This window comes from Vibrio japonicus, from assembly GCF_024582835.1.
Taxonomy (GTDB): domain Bacteria; phylum Pseudomonadota; class Gammaproteobacteria; order Enterobacterales; family Vibrionaceae; genus Vibrio; species Vibrio japonicus.
Genome location: NZ_CP102097.1, coordinates 784,277 through 801,573 on the forward strand (window position 1 = coordinate 784,277; position 17,297 = coordinate 801,573).

The window sequence follows — 17,297 nt, forward strand, 5'->3', positions numbered from 1 at the left end:
AATTTGGAAATATTGTTAAATGCAGGATTTGCTGATGGAACTAGAAGTTGTCGCTAAAGCTTTAAAAGAGTTAGGTCACCCGACTCGCTTGGCCATATATAAAACCATAGTGAAGGCAGGCTATAAAGGCGTTTCTGTCGGCGTGATTCAGGAAAAACTGAGCGTACCTGGTTCAACCTTATCACATCACATTTCCAGTCTTGCTTCTGCTGGTTTGCTGAGCCAGCGCCGCGAAGGCCGAACGTTATACTGTGTGGCAGAATACCAATGCCTAGACAGTGTTATTGGCTTTCTAAAGGCAGAATGTTGCTGCGAAGATGACGATAATGCTCAAAACTCATGTACGGCATTGGATATGTCCCAAAGCGAATAAATCAATCTAAGTGTGTAAATGTAAAGGCGTTGGTTTTTTACCCATCGCCTTTTTTGCGTTTCTGGCGAGCAAAAACTTGTAAAAAAGAACGAACGTGCTAAAACTAAATAGAGTACATCGAGAGAGTGCCGAATGAGTAAAGGAAAAATCACCAAAGAAAACATTCTAAGCAAGGCATTTGAACTTGCCAGCGAAAATGGCTTAGAAAGCTTAACTATTGGCGAATTGGCTAAGCGTTGTGGAATGTCGAAAAGTGGCCTGTTCGCGCACTTTAATTCCAAAGAGAACTTACAAGTGGAAGTGCTCAATTACGCGAATCAAACCTTTACTCAGCGGGTGATTGCGCCAGCAAGAGAGCTCAGCACACAAACCGTGGAAAGTAAGCTCAACGCGCTGTTGGATAATTGGCTAGGCTGGAACCACTCATTTCAGGGCAGTTGTATGTTTTTGGATTCATGGAAAGAAGCAAGTGTGGAACCAACGTCAACTCAGCAGGCACTAAAGAAAACGATCTCTACGTGGATCGAGTATTTGCGTATTCAGATATCTAAAGGGATAGAAAATAAAGAGTTTCGCTCCGATCTAGACCCTAAACAGGCCACGTTTGAGTTGTATGGTCTGTATCTGAGTTCTCACCTTTTCTATTCTATTTATGGAAAAGAGGCCAGCTCAGAGCATTTTTGGAACGGAGTAAACACGTTGATGAAGAGCTGGAAGTAGGATTTATCCAAGCTGAGCGTTAGTCTCGGCTTATTATTTAACTAAAAATAGCACGGTCGTTCTATTTGTGGGCGGGCGGGTTAAGGACAAGATGATGAGTGACAAGATTTATTTCAATACATCCAATAAGTTCAATCTTAAAAAGAGTTTGATCAATATTAGCACTCGGCTGCACCACACTCTGACGCCAAAGCATGCTGAGCAAACGGCACGTAAACTGTTGCTGACTCCTGCTCGGGCGATACCGAAAAATGCAGAGCCTGAAGGTCTAATTAAAGGTGAGGTTCAGTCCAAAGAAGGTGTACTAAAAACCTACAAGCTGGGAAGTGGGCCAGTGTGGGTACTTACTCACGGTTGGTCAGGCAGTGCTAGCCAGTTTTATCCGTTGATGGCGCATATCGCGAGCAAAGGTTTTACTGCGCTTGCGTATGATCATCCTGCTCATGGCCAAAGTGAAGGCGCTTACGGCCACATTCCTGCCTTTGTCCTTGGATTAGAAGCGATTCTGGATAGTGTGGAGGATGTCGCGGGATTGGTTGGACACAGCATGGGAACGGCGTCAGCGATTGAATGTCGCCACCAAAAATTGGTAGGTAAGCCTATGCTACTGATTGCGCCAGTGCTGGATTACCTTGATAACCTATTTGGCAGTGTTGCGCGTTCTGGTTATTCAATGCGACTGTTCAATGCGGTGGTATCTAAGGTAGAAGAGCAGTACCACTATCCGATGCAATCTATTGACCCATTCAATAAACTGAAACTCCGCCAAGGCGAGACTATTATAGTTCATGACCAAGACGATAAATTTACGCAGTTCTCTGTGTCTGAAAAAGCGGCACAAGAAATAGAGAATGTCAGCTTGGTGGCGACCAAAGGGCAAGGTCATGGGCGAGTGATGAAGTGTCAGCAAGTCATGGATAGTTTTAATGAGTTGGTGACTAAGTAATCACTTTTTGTATGGGTTAGTGAGTGTTTTATTCACATAGGCTACATCCATACCCATGAACTTGATACGGTTAACAAATTCGATAATGAAAAATATTTCTCTAAGGGGTTGTGTGGGATCATTCGCGCTGCCACAAGGCCCTCTTAAGGAAATATAATAATGAATAGAAATGATAGTGTCCCTTTACCTAATAATACCCGAGAATGGTTTTTTAACCGCAACAGTATGATTGTTTTAGCTGATGTCATCCTGTTTGCTGTGTTGTATTTTACGCTACCGTTTGAGCCTCAAGTTGTTCTGGGCTTAAGCATGCTAGTGTTCATCGCGATTCTTTGGTTAACGGAAGCCCTGCATGTCACAGTAACCGCGATTCTTGTTCCGATTATGGCGGTGTTATTTGGGGTGTTTGACACTCAAACCGCATTAAACAACTTCTCTAACTCGATCATTTTTCTCTTTTTAGGTGGTTTTGCCCTTGCTGCGGCCATGCACCGACAAGGGTTGGATAAAGTGATTGCCGACAAAGTGCTCACTTTGGCGCAAGGGAAAATGAGTGTTGCCGTATTTATGTTGTTTGGGGTTACCGCTGGCCTGTCGATGTGGATCAGTAACACGGCAACAACAGCGATGATGTTGCCACTGGTACTTGGCGTATTGAGCAAAGTGAACTCAGAAAGCGGTCACAAAACGTATGTGTTTGTTTTATTGGGTATTGCTTATAGCGCGAGTATTGGTGGTATTGCCACAGTGGTGGGCAGCCCGCCGAATGCGATTGCGGCCGCTGAAGTGGGTTTAACATTCACTGAGTGGATGAGCTTTGGTTTACCGACAGCGCTTATCATGCTGCCGATTATGGTGGCTGTGCTTTATTTTGTGCTGAAACCAGATTTGGATGGAAAATTTGAACTGAACCACGAGCCTGTTACATGGGATAAAGGAAAAGTGGTGACGTTAGCGATCTTCTCCGCAACGGTTTTCTGCTGGATATTCAGCAAACCGATTAACGCAATGCTTGGTGGATACGCTAAGTTCGATACGATTGTTGCGCTAAGTGCGATTATTGCTGTGAGCTTTGCACGCGTCGTTCACTGGAAAGATATCGAAAAAACCGCTGACTGGGGTGTGTTACTTCTGTTTGGTGGCGGTATCTGTTTGAGTAACGTATTGAAGGCAACTGGGACCAGCGTATTCTTAGCCAATGAGTTGAGCAACCTGATTTCCCACCTTGGTATTTTCTTCATTATCGCGGTCATTGCTGTGTTCGTTGTGTTCTTGACGGAATTTGCGAGTAACACGGCCAGCGCTGCGTTGCTGATCCCCGTGTTCGCTACCGTGGCAGAAGCCTTTGGTATGTCGCCAGTGGTGCTTTCTGTACTGATTGCGGTATCGGCTTCATGTGCGTTTATGCTGCCAGTTGCGACACCTCCGAATGCCATTGTGTTTGGTTCTGGTCACGTGAAACAGAGCGAAATGATGCGTGTCGGTGTTATCTTGAATCTTGTCTGTATTGTGATACTGACGTTTATCGCAATGACGTTTTGGGCGTGATTTATTTTTCGCATGAAAGTGTAATTGATACACCTTGATACCGATCCAAAAGAGGGAGCCGCTGGCTCCCTCATATCGTTTAGGTGTTTCTGATTTTAATCGAGAGCTTACTTATTTCTCATCTCGATTACTTGCCCAGGCGTACATGAGTTCCAAGGCAATGGTTGCGCCAGCCAATGCGGTAACATCGCTGTGATCATAGGGAGGTGATACTTCGACCACATCCATACCAACAATGTTAACGCCAGCCAGTCCGCGGATGATCTTCAACACTTTATCGGAGTTCAAACCGCCACATACTGGCGTACCTGTACCCGGTGCAAAAGCTGGGTCAAGGCAGTCGATATCGAATGTTACGTATACTGGCTTGTTGCCCACAATGTCTCGAATACGAGCAACGATAGACTCTGAACTTAGCTCGTTGGCTTCCATCGCATTAATCACGTTAAAACCGTGGTGTTCATGCTCATATTGAGTTCGGATACCAATTTGCACTGAATGCTTAGGCGAAATAAGCCCTTCATTCGGCGCGTGGTAGAACATTGTTCCATGGTCATAAGCACTGCCGTTCGCATAGGTATCGGTATGCGCATCAAAATGAATCAACGCCATTTCACCGTGGTGCTTTGCGTAAGCGCGTAAAATTGGCAGCGTAATAAAGTGGTCGCCGCCCAATCCCAACATCGTTTTACCGCTTTTTAGAATCTCGTTAGTCGCCGCTTCTAAACGATAGGTAAAATCTTCTGCGTCACCACAGTCAAATACTAAGTCACCCGCGTCGATCACTTTCGCGCGTTTAAACACGTTAAAGTCCCAAGGAAACTTTTTCCCTTCCCATGCCAGGTTCACAGATGCACGACGAATGGCATCTGGCCCCATACGTGCACCTGGTCTTCCAGAGGTTGCCATATCTAATGGTACGCCGAGTACAACCAAATCGGCGTCTGTATCCACTGGGTTGCGCAGATAAGGCCGGCGCATAAAACTCATCGAGTTGGAATACAGTGAATAATCCGTTTTGCTAAATACATCGTTCATTTAGAAATCCTCTAAATAGGTGTAACCACTCAAGCCTTGTTCAAGCTCGTCCAGCACGCTTTGCTGCTCGTCTTCAGAAACGCGCTGAGTGACCAACTCTTGGTAGTGATTACGAATGCGGTCGACGTCAATATGAACGTAGCGCATCATGTCTTCTACACTGTCGCCCACATCAATGCGTTCAATAATCGACTCGCCTTGTTCATTGACCGTAATCACCGCACTGTGCGTGTCACCAAACAGGTTGTGCATATCGCCCAGAATTTCCTGGTAAGCGCCGACAAGGAAAAATCCCATTAGGTACGGTTTGTCTTTGTTCCAAGCCGGTACTGGTAACGTGGTTTCAATACCTTGGCCGTCAACATACTGCTCAATTGCGCCATCTGAGTCACAAGTAATGTCGAGCATCACGGCGCGTCGTTCTTCTGCTTCTTCTAGGCCGGAAAGCGGTAGCACAGGGAATACCTGGTCAATACCCCAAGAGTCCGGTAGCGACTGAAATAGCGAGAAGTTCACAAAGAACTTATCGGCCAAGCGCTCGCTCAACTCATCCAATATCGGACGGTGGAATCGGTTCTTGGTACTCATTTGGTGGCTTAGCTCAAAATAAATGCGCAGAGAAAGCTGCTCTGCCCACGCTCTCTGCTGCAAGTTCAATACGCCAGTTGCAAACTGAGAGTGAACTTCTGCCAAGTCACTTTGTGTATCGTTGTAAATCTCAATCAATGCACGAGCATCACCGTCATCTTGAAGATGTTCCCAGTTGCGCCACATATTTTGTAGCAGCAACGGTGCATCAGGCTCAGGTGCATGTACTTGCTCTGGGTAATAGGCCTCTGTACCAATCACGTTGGTGATCAACACCGCGTGATGAGCCGTCAGTGAACGACCAGACTCAGAAATAATCGTTGGCATTGGTTGTTCATATTGCTTACACACATCACCCACGGTATGTACGATATTACGTGCGTATTCGATCAACCCGTAGTTCATGGAGTTGGATGACTGGCTGCGAGTTCCGTCATAATCCACCGCTAAACCGCCACCAATATCGAAGTACTGGATATGTGCACCCATTTCACGCAATTCACAGTAGAAACGCGCCGATTCGTTCACACCGTTGCGAATATCACGAATGTTCGCCATCTGAGAGCCAAGGTGGAAGTGAACCAGTTGCAACGCATCTAATTGATCTTCTTGCTTTAAACGTTCGATAACGGTTAGCACTTGCGATGCTGCCAAGCCAAACTTCGACTTTTCACCGCCGCTTGATTGCCATTTCCCAGCACCTTGAGAAGCAAGGCGAATACGAATGCCCATGCGCGGCTTTACACCCAAGCTTTTTGCTTCTTTTAGGACTAAGTCCAGTTCTGACAATTTTTCCAAAACGATGAAGACTTTGTGCCCCAGTTTTTCGCCAATCAAAGCAAGACGAATGTACTCTCTGTCTTTGTAACCGTTACACACGATAACCGAGCTGGCTTTTTGTGCTAGCGCTAACACTGCTAACAATTCAGGTTTGCTGCCTGCTTCTAAGCCTAGCTGCTTCGTTTCAAGTTGAGCTTGGCTGGCTAAAATCTCATCGACAACTTCTTTCTGTTGGTTCACTTTTATCGGGTATACCAACAGGTACTGGTTCGTGTACTGGTACTCGTCAATCGCTTGGTTGAAAGCGTTACAAATACCATGAACGCGCTGATGCAAAATCTGTGGGAAGCGCACTAACACAGGAAGATTCAGCTGGTGGTCTTCAAGCTGAGACACAATGTGACTTAGCGGTACTTGGTGTTCTTGCCCGTAAGTAGGTGAAACGTAAACTTCACCTTGATTGTCTATGCCGTAAAAACCGTGGCTCCAGTGTTGAATGTTGTAGTCAGCGCGTACGCGGTCGAGTTTGGAAATTGTTTCCACATCTAATCTCACAATGAAGAGAGAGAATAAAACATGAATCAGAAGGACCTGAAATCATACCCAACACGGGGTTGTAAGTTGGTTGGATGAGACCACCGTGTGAAGCGAATTAACGGATAAAAAGGGTTGTGAGTCTAACAAAATAGTTTGTCCTTCATGATTAAAGGCATTTGTGTAAACACGAAAAGACGACCGAATATTGATCTGTTTCAAATAGGAAAATGGCGAAGTGATCAACCGCTGACGATACTAATAGTGTAACTTGATAAGGAGAGCTCACATGAGAAACGAACTTGATCCCACCAAAGTATTGCAAGCTTATGAGACTGTCATGGAAAAAGGTACACCCACGGAATACGGCAAAATCTACGAAGGGGTGGAAGCTTTTTCAGATTATGACGGTTACAACGTTTATATGCGTGGTAATGGTGTAGAGCTTAAAGTGGGTTTTCACAACACTTACCATCTTGAATATGACCAAGAGCACTTGCGTGATAGCTTCTTGAAAAAAGTGGCCATGTTAGCGAAGTAAGGCTGGCTAAGTAACGTTGGTCAAATAACGCAAGGAACGCAGAGCCAAAATGAACAAAGCCCCTTTGCTTTCGCTCGGGGGCTCTGGAGAAAGATTAGTCTTCTTCAACCAATACTGAATCTTCAGAAAAATCGTCAGATGCATCAGGCTTATTACGGCCGTTCAAAGTATGGAAGCGTTTACGACCACGGGCTAGTTGGATGTATTTCAACCAAATTCGCTCTAATTTTGTTTTTGCTTTACCTGGGTTTTCGATCACTTTTACGAAGTGTTTCTCTTCTGCGTTTTCGGGGGTCAAATCACCCATTTCCAAGCCAAGCATCGTATCGCCGTATTGAATTAGAATTTCTTCTTCTGCAAGCGTAAAATCACCTGACTTAGCAAAGCCTCTTGGAAATTTGCTGTTATCGTAAAAACGTTTTTTGCCGTGACGGAATTGAGTGTCAGACATTTTAGTAGCCTCTATAAACCTACATTAATTAATTACCCTGAACGGTACAAAGCGAAAATTAGGCGTAAATTTAACAAAAGAAAAACAAAACCTTTTTATCATATCAATCAAATAATTTTGTCGAACTTAGGTAGCAATTTGTTGAATCGACGCTAAGTAATCTTGCAATCTTTGTTACCCTTGGAAGATTGCACCCTGAGGAAAAACGATGGACGTAAAAGTCTTTAGAACATTTTTAGAGCTTGCCAATGTTCGCCATTTTGGTCGTGCTGCGGAGAACCTTTACATCACACAAGCCGCTGTTAGTGCTCGAATTAAGCAGCTTGAGAGTTACTTTGATGCACAGCTTTTTATCCGTGACAGAAATAATATAAAACTCACGTCAGCGGGTGAGCGCTTAATTGGCTACGCTGAGGTTATGGTTTCGACGTTGCAGCAAGCCAAACTTGAGCTTTCACTGGAAAGTGGTAAAGCGTTGCAACTTACCTTGGGTGGGACACCTAATGTTTGGGATGCCTACTTGCAAAACTGTTTGAGCTTAGTGACCGATGAATTCGAAGGTTATGGCTTTATGGCCGAGATCTTTAGCCGAGAGTCACTGACCAGAAACTTGCAGGAAAGAACGTTGGATATGGCGTTTGCGTTTGATCCCATAAAGGCGGATGAGCTCAACTGTAAGCAAGTTGCTGATGTTGTTTTGATTTTGGTATCGACCAAGGAAATGGATTTAGAAGGCGTCTTCTCTGAAAAGTACGTTTATGTTGATTGGGGCACTAAATTTGCCTCTGAGCACGCAGAAAGGCATCCAAAAATCCCAGCACCGTATTTAAGAACATCGACTGCTCGTATTGCTATGGACTTCATTTTGGAAAAAGGTGGAAGTGCTTACTTACCTGCATCGTTAGTTGAACCCTTCCTAGCCAGTGGTCAATTGCATAAAGTGCAGGGTGTGGCTGATTGGTGTCGCCCGATATATTTGAGTTATCGTAAAGCCAGTACATCTATCGAAGCGATTGAGCAACTGGAAGGGCTGGTAAAAACCATTGATCCAGTGACTGCCTACAGTTTGCAGCAGATGGCGGATGTTCCATCAGGGGAATAGTTTAGATAATAAAAAACCTCGATAACACGAGGTTTTTTTGTTCTTTACCAGGCAATGGGAGAGTTAAACTAACTCAGTTAGCTGAGCGCGTGCTTGCTCTCGCGCTTGTGTCGCTGCGTCATCGCCCATATTTAGCGCTTCTGCGTAAACAAACTCTACGTCAGTAATACCAATAAACCCAAGCATGGTCGTCAAGTAGCTCTCAATCGAGTTGCGTGGTGAGTCTTTGTGCAATCCACCGCGAGTTGTCACGATGATGGCTTTCTTATTTTCAATCAGTCCAACTGGACCATTTTCAGTGTATGAGAAAGTAACACCAGCACGAGCAATCAAATCGAACCAGTTCTTTAGTTGTGTTGGCACCATGAAGTTGTACATTGGCGCGCCAATAAGGATTTGATCGGCTGTTTTTAGCTCTTCAATCAATGTATTTGAAAGGTTTAGAACGGCTTTTTGTTCATCCGAAAGATCATCAGGTGAACCACGAAGGGCGGTTGCTACGTCCATATCTAGGACAGGAACTGGATTTGCTGCTAGGTCACGTTCAATGATGCCTGTTTTGCTTTCCAATACGTGATTAATCAGCTGGTTAGATTGTGAGTGCTCGCCTAAGATGCTTGATTTAAGTACTAGTGTCGTTGCCATAGTCATCTCTCTTATTCTGTTTGATATGTGTATCAAGAACGTGTTTGTTTATGTTGAGATAGAGTTTATGGCGAATGAATGAACGATAAAACGGTAGGAATTTGAGCAACCAATTCGAAAAATTTGAACATGATCAAACTAAAAAAGCCAACTAAGCACTGACGAAGCTTAATTGGCTTTCATTTTTCGCTACAGACTCATCAAGCTTTCTATTGAATCTTCAATGGATAAGTTATTGTAGCTGTGCGTTTTTTTGCCATCAGAGGCCTCAATCTTAATGTTGGAAATGTTGCTGATTCCATGTTGATCGATAAGCCCGAGACTTTGTTCAACATTATCAAACGTGATTGAGTTTTTATTCTTAAGCACAATTGTGCAAGTGCACAGGTTCATAGCCAACGTCCTTTTTTATTATGTTGTGAGGCTCTAATTTAGATGAGTTTACAACTTTAGCCAACTTTATTGAGTTCCGAAAATGGCTAGTTTTTGGGGGTAATTGGTTTAAACTTGCTCTATGTCCTTTAAATAGCAAGGAAATGAGCGTGGTAGAGTTATCACCTTTAGCGTTAAAAGAATTCCAAAGTGCACGAATGGCGAGAGATGCACGATTCGATGGTCGTTTCTATATAGCGGTTAAAACGACAGGGATATTTTGTCGGCCTATATGCCCTGCGAATTTGCCCAGAGAAGAGAATGTTGAGTATTTCCTAGACAAAGCTCAAGCGCTACAGGCGGGTTATCGCCCGTGTTTGCGATGTCGTCCGGACAGTGCGCCGAGCTCTTGGGCTTGGAAAGGGGTAGAGACGACGTTTCTGAGAGCGTTGAAACTCATTGAGCGTGGTGAATTACAAACGGCAAGTCTAGCGGAATTGTCAGACAGACTTGGTATTAGCGATCGTTATCTCAGGCAATTGTTTCAGGATCATTTAGGGATGTCTCCTAAGCAATACGCCTTGTATCACCAATTGATGTTTGCCAAACAGCTTATTCATTCCAGTTCTTTGCCGATCTCAGAGATCGCTTTTGCTAGCGGATTTCAGAGTATCAGACGATTCAATGATGCATTTAAGAAGGTGATCAAGTTAACGCCGAGTCAGGTTCGTAAGGACGAGCAAGCTCAAACGGAGGTCAGCTATATCGATCTTGCGTTTAAAGGTGCGTTAGATTGGCAACATATGTTGGACTTTTATCGGCTCAGGGCGATTGAGGGAATCGAATCCATAGATGATGTCAGCTACCAACGTTCGTTTACGATCGCGAATAACCCAGGCTGGTTTAAGATTTATCCAGTAAAAACAGGCGTGATGAGGGTCGAGTTTAACTTAGAGGATACCCGCCAACTTAAAACGTTGGTGAATCAGCTAAGGCGGATGTTTGATTTAGATACCGATATCCTGCACATCGAGCAGCAACTGAGTCAACTTGCGCCTCAGTTTATCGAGCGTACTGGCATTCGGATTCCGGGCGTCTGGAGCACTTGGGAAGCGGGAGTACGCGCAATTTTAGGACAGCAGGTCTCTATCAAAGCGGCAATTGGTCAGCTGAACCTATTAGTTCACACTCTGCAGCCAAATGGCGCTAGCCACTTTCCAACGCCAGAGGAAGTGAGCCAAGCGGACTTAAGCTTTCTTCGAATGCCTCAAAGCCGAAAAGAGACGTTGGCGCGTTTTGCTCGCTTTGTGACTGAGAATCCAGAAAGCACGCCCGAGCAATGGCTACAGATTAAAGGGATAGGCCCTTGGACAGTGAATTATGCACGTTTAAGAGGGGCGTCTGAGCCAAACTGTTTTTTAGCCGGCGATCTAGTGGTGAAGAAAGCGATAGAGAAGTTTCCTTCCATTACCACTGACAGCGTGTCTCCATGGGGGAGCTACGCCACTTTTCATTGTTGGAGTCACGCATGAACACTGTCTACACAATTATTGATACCCCGCTTGGAAAAATGACGATTCAAGCAAACCAAGAAGGGTTACTTGGAGCATGGTTCGAAACGCAAACCACACAGCCTGAAAGCTTAGGTAAGTTTGATGAAAACGAACCCATACTTCTGACGGCAGCCACACAACTGAGTGAGTATTTCTGCGGTAAAAGGAGCGATTTTTCGTTGCCACTTGCGGCAAAAGGGACACCGTTTCAAATGCAGGTATGGCAAGCACTTACTACCATTCCATACGGTGAAACATGGAGCTATCAGGATCTTGCAAATGCGATTGGTAACCCTAAAGCGGTGCGTGCTGTCGGTTTGGCAAATGGTAAAAACCCCATATCGGTGATTGTCCCATGCCACCGTGTTATCGGCAAAAATGGCAAGTTGACCGGATACGCGGGTGGTGTCGAGCGAAAGAAAAAATTGCTGAGCCTTGAACAAGCCCTGGAAGAATAGCAAGGAGGAGTGTTTATCCTCCTCCTTGAAAATTAGAGATTAGACCTTAGTTAAACAAATGAGCATTGAGTGTCATGTGGACGAAAATGCTCATCATGTAGCCTATGGCTATCACAGGCATCCACTTCACGTGACCAAAGAATGTGTACTTACCATGCGCTGCGCCCATGAGTGCCACGCCTGCAGCTGAACCGATGGAAAGTAAACTACCACCCACGCCAGCGGTTAACGTGACCAAAAGCCAGTTCCCTGTCGACATCGCAGGTTCCATGGTGAGTACGGCAAACATAACGGGAATGTTGTCGACAATGGCAGATAAAATACCCACCATCACATTTGCCCAGACAGGGTCCCATTGAGTGTACATGACTTCAGATATGACGCTTAAATAGCCCAATAAGCTTAAACCTCCTACACACATCACGACGCCATAGAAAAAGAGTAAAGTGTCCCATTCCGCGTGAGCGACTCGCTTAAATACATCGAACGCGACAACTGAGCCCAGTCGTTTTAAGGCGGCCTCATTACCGTTTTCAATCGCCTTGGTCGCTTTTTTGTGCAGTGACGCTTTAAGCGTTTTACGCAAGAAGAAACCAAAAAATTGAAGGTAGGCTAAACCCATCATCATGCCTATTACAGGCGGGAAGTGAAGCACAGCATGGAAGGCAACGGCGCTGGCGATGGTCAAAATGAATAAGGCCACAATACGGCGAGCGCCACGTTTTAGTTCAACGTGTTGATGGACTACGTTTGGCTTCATTCTCGGAACAAATAGAGACATGATAAAAGCCGGAACAAGGTAGTTTACGACGGAAGGTAAAAATAACGGTAAAAACTCAGTAAAAGTGACATGCCCAGCCTGCCATACCATCAGAGTGGTGATATCACCGAATGGGCTAAATGCGCCCCCTGCGTTTGCTGCAATAACGATGTTGATACAGCTCAGGTTGATAAACTTTTGATTGTCACCTGCCACTTTCATGATGACAGCGCACATAAGCAGTGCTGTTGTTAAGTTATCCGCAATGGGTGAAATAAAGAATGCGAGTAACCCTGTAAGCCAGAAAAGCGCTTTAAAGTTAAACCCTTTGCTCACCATCCAGGCTTGCAGTGCGTCAAACAGCCTCCTTTCCTCCATCGCGTTGATATAAGTCATCGCAACAAGTAGGAATAAAAGCAGTTCAGCATACTCCAATAAGTTATGTTCCAGTGCCGCTTTAGCAACTTCTACTTGACCGTGTTGAGAGTAAACATAACCAATCATTGCCCAAATCACCCCTGCCGCCAGCAAAACGGGCTTGGACTTTTTCAGTTGCAGATACTCTTCGAGCATAACAAGAGCATAGGCTATGGCAAAGATGATAAGAGCCGCGTAACCAATTGTAGATTGCGTAAGCGGAATGGCTTCGTGAGTGGCATTGGCTGCCAAACTCGGTAAAGGGAGGAACAGCAAGATAAGGAAGAGGAACCACGGCAATTGCATACTTTCACTCCATGAATGAAGGTTATTGTTATGATGAATTCATTCTAGTCAGGATTGAAAAATGGAGATGTGAGATAGATTGGATATGATTGAAATATCATCATTTTATAACAGAGTCTACAAAGTGATAGGTTTTGGAGGCAGTATGATGATGGTGAGTGTCGGTGGCACTGCGGTTCGATTTAAGGTCTAATAAGCGGCTTGTCGAAAGTAAGGAATGAGTAAATGAAAATTTGGGTAGATGCTGATGCATGTCCTGTTGTGATTAGAGATATCTTATATCGTGCTTCTGAAAGAACAGGCGTAGAAGTGACTTTGGTGGCCAATCAGTTTATTCGTACACCAGCATCACCTAAAGTGACTATGTTGCAAGTCCAGCAAGGTTTTGATGTCGCGGACAACGAAATTGTTAAACGCTGTGAAATAGGCGACTTAGTGATCACCAGCGATATCCCTCTAGCCGATGAAGTGATCACCAAAGGGGGTCATGCGCTCAGTTCGCGTGGAGAGCTGTTCACTAAAGAGAACATAAAATCGCGCTTGAACATTCGCGACTTTATGGAAACCATGCGCAGCAGCGGCATTCAAACTGGAGGCCCAGCACCGTTAAACCAGTCCGACCGTCAGCAGTTTGCTAACCACTTAGACAAATGGTTAGTTCAGTGGAAAAGAGCAAACTAGATCGGTTGTGTTCTAACGAGCCCACAATTAACTCCAGAGCGCGAAAAACAAAGGGTCGTGATAGTTGTTGGTATCGCGACTCCGAGCGAAAATGTTGGATATGTTGTTCTAACCCACTGCACTAAATAAGGGTGTGTCAGTCATTAGCAGCCGCACTCGTCAGGTTGCTTAGTACCCCACTGACCTTATTTAACACTTCGTCACAACCTTCAATATTATGGCGCTCTTTTAGGTACATCGGGTTGTTGTATGCAAGCCAGGTCTTGCCGTCGGAATCTTCATAGACCAATACCTTTTGAGGCAAGTCGATCGCAACTTCCTGAGCGCACATCATTAGAGGTGTCCCAACTTTTGGATTGCCAAACACGATCACCTCAGTTGGTCTTAACACCATATCAACCTTAGCCGCGTTTGCTTGGTGGTTGATTCGTGCAAACACATTCAAACCTTTTCCTTGTGCGATAGAAACAAACTTATCCGCTGTCTCTTGTGCCGAATGTTGACTCGCAACTTTGATTACGCTTTCTTCAGCTAATGTTGTAAACGACACTAACGCTGTGACTAATCCAATGTTGATTATTTTGATCATTTTCAAGGTCCTTACTCGTTGTTTGCTACGGAAACTATAGAAGCCCACAGCAGTAGTTGCGAACTTGTTTGCATAAACAACGAATAGGCGCATTGATTCATCGGCTCAAGTGATTCATGCACTCATAAAACCGCCAGAATCTCTGACTCACTTTCTGCAGAGAATCGTGCAGTGAGGATATTACTTAGCTCGTTGATCGGGTGTACGCCTTGGATCGATTGAACATGGATTGCCTGCATTACTTTATCTTCGACAAATGTAATAAACCGATACAAAGCCTCGTCTTCACTTGATTCATGGCTTACTACTCGGTCGACGTTGTGTTTCAGTTGCGACTTTAGATAGCTTGCGAGCTCATAGGCGTTGAGAGTCGATTCGATATGGTACAAATAACCTTCCGCAATTTTTTGCCTTGCCCAGTAATCTAGCGAGTTAAAGTTCATAACGGTTCTTGAGGCGAAGCTCGCACGGCTTTGGTGTTTGCACACCGTCAGTGCAACTGGGGAGTGTTTGAATTCGGGTTGCCCAGAATGATTGTCTGTGTGCGGTGCGATTAGATTGCACGGCTTACTGTTTTTTGCAGTCGCGTTGTTCCAATGGATAGGCATGAACAGTTGGTTTGGTTGAATTTGCTCAGTGATTTCTGCCCGAGCCAAACACTCGCCGTGTGCATTGTGTAGTTTGATCATTTGATTCCGCTGCACACTGTGTTCTTTGGCTGTTTTCGGGTGTATTTGGACATAAGGTTCAGATTTGTGTTCGCCCAAGCGTGCCGATAAACCGGTTCGCGACATCGTGTGCCATTGATCTCGCGTTCTTCCGGTGTTGAGCAGCAAAGGGTATCTGGAATCGCATGTTGTTTTTGGAGGTTGATGGCGCACCGGAACGAAATTGGCTTTGTTATCTGGAGTATAAAAATGCCCGTCGCTGAACAGCCTTTGGTTTATGACCTCTTTTTGTACTTGCGTCACTGGCCATTGCTGGGGGACTAATTGGCTGTAGCCTTGTTCGTCAAGCTGCGTTAAACCAATGAGGGTAAAATCCCGCTCTCCGTTTCGATTCCCTTGAGTGGACAGCTCTGCGTATTCGCGAAATATCTCCCCTTCATGACGATACGTAAAAGCATCGCGATAGCCCATCTTGCACGCTACTTGGCTGATGATCCACCAGTCGGGTTTGGCCATTCCAGGGCTTGGCATAATGCGGCGCTGACGGGAGATTCGTCTTTCTGAGTTGGTCAATGTTCCCGACTTCTCACTCCAACCTTGTGCAGGCAATACCAAATCCGCCATCCGGGTCGTCTCGGTATCCGCAATGCAATCTGACACGACAACAAATGGACATGTTTTCAGTGCCTTTTTGATTTTTGCCGAGTCGGGCAGGCTAACCATCGGGTTGGTCGCCATAATCCAGACCGCTTTGATTTTTCCCTCTGCCATCGCGTCAAACAGATCGACGGCTTTTAAGCCCGGTTTGGTGGCTAAGTTTTCGGTCTGCCAAAAGTTGCTGATTAACGCGTGGTGCTCTGGGTTATCAAATTCCATGTGCGACGCAAGGGTGTTGGCAAGTGCGCCGACCTCTCGACCTCCCATTGCGTTGGGTTGACCTGTAACTGAGAACGGGCCACTCCCAACTTGTCCGATTTTGCCTGATGCTAAGTGACAATTAAGGATACTGTTTACTTTGTCCGACCCAATGCTCGATTGGTTGACGCCTTGAGAGTAGACCGTGACCACGTTGCTTGTTGTAGAAAAATCTTTAAAAAATCGCATCAGTTCGCTTTGCGTGAGTCCTGTCGCTGCCTCAAGTAGATCGCTGTCTGACTCAGCAGCGGTTAGGGCTTTCTCGAGTTGATTGGTGTGTGATTGAATGAAGTCTTGATCGAGATAATTGTGTCGACTTAAAAAACTCAGAAGACCATTGAATAGTGCCACATCGGAGCCGGATTTGAGTGCTAAGTGATAGTCAGCGATGGTACAGCTTTCGGTTTCTCGTGGGTCAATGACGACGATTTTTAATTCAGGGTTGTTTTGTTTAGCGCTACGCAGGCGTTGGAACAAAACCGGATGACACCATGCGAGGTTTGAGCCGACCATTACGATCATTTCGGCATGTTCCAAGTCTTCATAGCAAACAGGCACGCTATCGGAGCCAAACGCCCGCTTGTGACCGACCACCGACGACGCCATACAAAGGCGCGAGTTGCTGTCGATATTGCTGGTACCAATAAAGCCTTTGATCAATTTGTTGGCGACGTAGTAGTCCTCAGTAAGCAGCTGTCCTGAAACATAGAACGCAACAGAATCCGGGCCGTATCGTTCAATGGCTTGGGTAAATTGCTCTGCGACCATTTGTGTCGCATTCTCCCAATTTAGCTCTTCATCGTCGGTTTGTTGGTCGCCAGTTTGTGACTTTTTTGTCGGTGCCAATATGCGTCCATCGTGAATAATGGTGTCGCCAAGCGCAATACCTTTCGTGCACAGTTTTCCATAATTTGAAGGGTGGCTTTGGTCACCTCTGATCTCAAGTTCTCCCGTTAATTTAGGACGAGCTTCAACCCCACAGCCCACACCGCAATACGCGCAGGTTGTTTTAATCCAACCATCGTTCACTAATGACATATTGTTTGCTCCCGAAACTAAAAATGATTCAATTTGTTTTCATAATTGGTGTTTTAAGCAACATGTAAGCCAAGCGATTGAACTTTAAAGTTTTCGTTTTTAATGTGTTTTAAAACAATGTGTTATATTTTCATCTACCCCTAAAGTGGTAGGTGTGATTTGATAGTAAATAGAGATAAATATTACTTCTTTTGCACTGAAGTGATCCAAATTGCACCATGAGTGCTCAAATTATGTGGTTTTGAAAAAGAAATTAAGCGCGTTATGGAACGGA

16 protein-coding genes are annotated in these 17,297 nt (G+C 45.1%); 9 read left to right on the top strand and 7 right to left on the bottom strand.

What is annotated here, in order from left to right:
* The first annotated feature begins 34 nt into the window (after positions 1-34).
* The 4 genes from NP165_RS16685 to NP165_RS16700 all read left to right on the top strand — a co-directional run bounded on the left by NP165_RS16685 (position 35) and on the right by NP165_RS16700 (position 3,587).
* Positions 35-373 (top strand): ArsR/SmtB family transcription factor, encoded by a 339-nt coding sequence (locus NP165_RS16685; protein WP_257085659.1) that lies wholly within the window; start codon positions 35-37, stop codon positions 371-373.
* A gap of 132 nt (positions 374-505) precedes the next feature.
* Positions 506-1,093, top strand: a complete 588-nt coding sequence (locus NP165_RS16690; RefSeq protein WP_257085660.1) for a TetR/AcrR family transcriptional regulator — start codon at positions 506-508, stop codon at positions 1,091-1,093.
* Between the two features lie 94 nt (positions 1,094-1,187).
* Complete coding sequence (locus NP165_RS16695; protein ID WP_257086846.1) at positions 1,188-2,039, top strand: alpha/beta fold hydrolase; 852 nt, start codon at positions 1,188-1,190, stop codon at positions 2,037-2,039.
* A gap of 159 nt (positions 2,040-2,198) precedes the next feature.
* Positions 2,199-3,587 (top strand): SLC13 family permease, encoded by a 1,389-nt coding sequence (locus NP165_RS16700; RefSeq protein ID WP_257085661.1) that lies wholly within the window; start codon positions 2,199-2,201, stop codon positions 3,585-3,587.
* 111 nt (positions 3,588-3,698) lie between these two features.
* Here NP165_RS16700 and speB read toward each other — a convergent pair whose 3' ends face one another.
* Positions 3,699-4,625: an agmatinase gene (gene speB / locus NP165_RS16705; RefSeq protein ID WP_257085662.1), complete on the bottom strand. Its 927-nt coding sequence runs from the start codon at positions 4,623-4,625 to the stop codon at positions 3,699-3,701.
* On the bottom strand, positions 4,626-6,536 hold the full coding sequence (speA, locus tag NP165_RS16710; RefSeq protein WP_257085663.1) for an arginine decarboxylase: 1,911 nt from the start codon (positions 6,534-6,536) through the stop codon (positions 4,626-4,628).
* A gap of 280 nt (positions 6,537-6,816) precedes the next feature.
* Between speA and NP165_RS16715 the strand changes: the two genes are divergently transcribed.
* Complete coding sequence (locus NP165_RS16715) at positions 6,817-7,068, top strand: DUF3081 domain-containing protein (RefSeq protein ID WP_257085664.1); 252 nt, start codon at positions 6,817-6,819, stop codon at positions 7,066-7,068.
* 94 nt (positions 7,069-7,162) lie between these two features.
* Here the strand turns inward: NP165_RS16715 and NP165_RS16720 are convergent, their stop codons facing one another.
* Positions 7,163-7,519 (bottom strand): MaoP family protein, encoded by a 357-nt coding sequence (locus NP165_RS16720; protein ID WP_257085665.1) that lies wholly within the window; start codon positions 7,517-7,519, stop codon positions 7,163-7,165.
* Positions 7,520-7,727: 208 nt separating this feature from the next.
* On the opposite strand from NP165_RS16720, the gene NP165_RS16725 reads away from it, so the two are divergent.
* Entirely contained in the window at positions 7,728-8,621 is an 894-nt protein-coding gene (locus tag NP165_RS16725) for a LysR family transcriptional regulator (protein WP_257085666.1), read from the top strand.
* 63 nt (positions 8,622-8,684) lie between these two features.
* On the opposite strand, the gene NP165_RS16730 is transcribed toward NP165_RS16725, so the two are convergent.
* On the bottom strand, positions 8,685-9,266 hold the full coding sequence (locus tag NP165_RS16730) for an FMN-dependent NADH-azoreductase (RefSeq protein WP_257085667.1): 582 nt from the start codon (positions 9,264-9,266) through the stop codon (positions 8,685-8,687).
* 536 nt (positions 9,267-9,802) lie between these two features.
* Here NP165_RS16730 and NP165_RS16740 point away from each other — a divergent pair.
* Together NP165_RS16740 and NP165_RS16745 are read left to right on the top strand one after the other, a co-directional pair.
* Complete coding sequence (locus NP165_RS16740; RefSeq protein WP_371133723.1) at positions 9,803-11,170, top strand: DNA-3-methyladenine glycosylase 2 family protein; 1,368 nt, start codon at positions 9,803-9,805, stop codon at positions 11,168-11,170.
* Positions 11,167-11,649 carry a methylated-DNA--[protein]-cysteine S-methyltransferase gene (locus NP165_RS16745; protein WP_257085669.1) on the top strand — a complete coding sequence of 161 codons (483 nt, stop codon included), beginning with the start codon at positions 11,167-11,169 and terminating at the stop codon, positions 11,647-11,649. Before NP165_RS16740 ends, NP165_RS16745 begins: the two co-directional genes overlap by 4 nt.
* Before the next feature lie 46 nt (positions 11,650-11,695).
* Here NP165_RS16745 and nhaD read toward each other — a convergent pair whose 3' ends face one another.
* Positions 11,696-13,132: a sodium:proton antiporter NhaD gene (gene nhaD / locus NP165_RS16750; protein ID WP_257085670.1), complete on the bottom strand. Its 1,437-nt coding sequence runs from the start codon at positions 13,130-13,132 to the stop codon at positions 11,696-11,698.
* Between the two features lie 225 nt (positions 13,133-13,357).
* Here nhaD and NP165_RS16755 point away from each other — a divergent pair, with 225 nt between their 5' ends.
* Positions 13,358-13,813 carry a YaiI/YqxD family protein gene (locus tag NP165_RS16755; protein WP_257085671.1) on the top strand — a complete coding sequence of 152 codons (456 nt, stop codon included), beginning with the start codon at positions 13,358-13,360 and terminating at the stop codon, positions 13,811-13,813.
* Positions 13,814-13,949: 136 nt separating this feature from the next.
* On the opposite strand, the gene NP165_RS16760 is transcribed toward NP165_RS16755, so the two are convergent.
* Together NP165_RS16760 and NP165_RS16765 are read right to left on the bottom strand one after the other, a co-directional pair.
* Positions 13,950-14,402: a DUF302 domain-containing protein gene (locus NP165_RS16760; RefSeq protein WP_257085672.1), complete on the bottom strand. Its 453-nt coding sequence runs from the start codon at positions 14,400-14,402 to the stop codon at positions 13,950-13,952.
* 122 nt (positions 14,403-14,524) lie between these two features.
* Positions 14,525-17,023 (bottom strand): molybdopterin oxidoreductase family protein, encoded by a 2,499-nt coding sequence (locus NP165_RS16765; RefSeq protein ID WP_257085673.1) that lies wholly within the window; start codon positions 17,021-17,023, stop codon positions 14,525-14,527.
* Positions 17,024-17,297 lie beyond the last annotated feature (274 nt).

What these genes read in the sequence shown, in the direction of transcription:
- NP165_RS16685 (WP_257085659.1), top strand. Translation starts at nt 35, where the DNA reads ATGGAACTAGAAGTTGTCGCTAAAGCTTTAAAAGAGTTAGGTCACCCG.
- NP165_RS16690 (WP_257085660.1), top strand. Translation starts at nt 506, where the DNA reads ATGAGTAAAGGAAAAATCACCAAAGAAAACATTCTAAGCAAGGCATTT.
- NP165_RS16695 (WP_257086846.1), top strand. Translation starts at nt 1,188, where the DNA reads ATGAGTGACAAGATTTATTTCAATACATCCAATAAGTTCAATCTTAAA.
- NP165_RS16700 (WP_257085661.1), top strand. Translation starts at nt 2,199, where the DNA reads ATGAATAGAAATGATAGTGTCCCTTTACCTAATAATACCCGAGAATGG.
- speB (WP_257085662.1), bottom strand. Translation starts at nt 4,625, where the DNA reads ATGAACGATGTATTTAGCAAAACGGATTATTCACTGTATTCCAACTCG.
- NP165_RS16715 (WP_257085664.1), top strand. Translation starts at nt 6,817, where the DNA reads ATGAGAAACGAACTTGATCCCACCAAAGTATTGCAAGCTTATGAGACT.
- NP165_RS16720 (WP_257085665.1), bottom strand. Translation starts at nt 7,519, where the DNA reads ATGTCTGACACTCAATTCCGTCACGGCAAAAAACGTTTTTACGATAAC.
- NP165_RS16725 (WP_257085666.1), top strand. Translation starts at nt 7,728, where the DNA reads ATGGACGTAAAAGTCTTTAGAACATTTTTAGAGCTTGCCAATGTTCGC.
- NP165_RS16730 (WP_257085667.1), bottom strand. Translation starts at nt 9,266, where the DNA reads ATGGCAACGACACTAGTACTTAAATCAAGCATCTTAGGCGAGCACTCA.
- NP165_RS16740 (WP_371133723.1), top strand. Translation starts at nt 9,803, where the DNA reads ATGAGCGTGGTAGAGTTATCACCTTTAGCGTTAAAAGAATTCCAAAGT.
- NP165_RS16745 (WP_257085669.1), top strand. Translation starts at nt 11,167, where the DNA reads ATGAACACTGTCTACACAATTATTGATACCCCGCTTGGAAAAATGACG.
- nhaD (WP_257085670.1), bottom strand. Translation starts at nt 13,132, where the DNA reads ATGCAATTGCCGTGGTTCCTCTTCCTTATCTTGCTGTTCCTCCCTTTA.
- NP165_RS16755 (WP_257085671.1), top strand. Translation starts at nt 13,358, where the DNA reads ATGAAAATTTGGGTAGATGCTGATGCATGTCCTGTTGTGATTAGAGAT.
- NP165_RS16760 (WP_257085672.1), bottom strand. Translation starts at nt 14,402, where the DNA reads ATGATCAAAATAATCAACATTGGATTAGTCACAGCGTTAGTGTCGTTT.
- NP165_RS16765 (WP_257085673.1), bottom strand. Translation starts at nt 17,023, where the DNA reads ATGTCATTAGTGAACGATGGTTGGATTAAAACAACCTGCGCGTATTGC.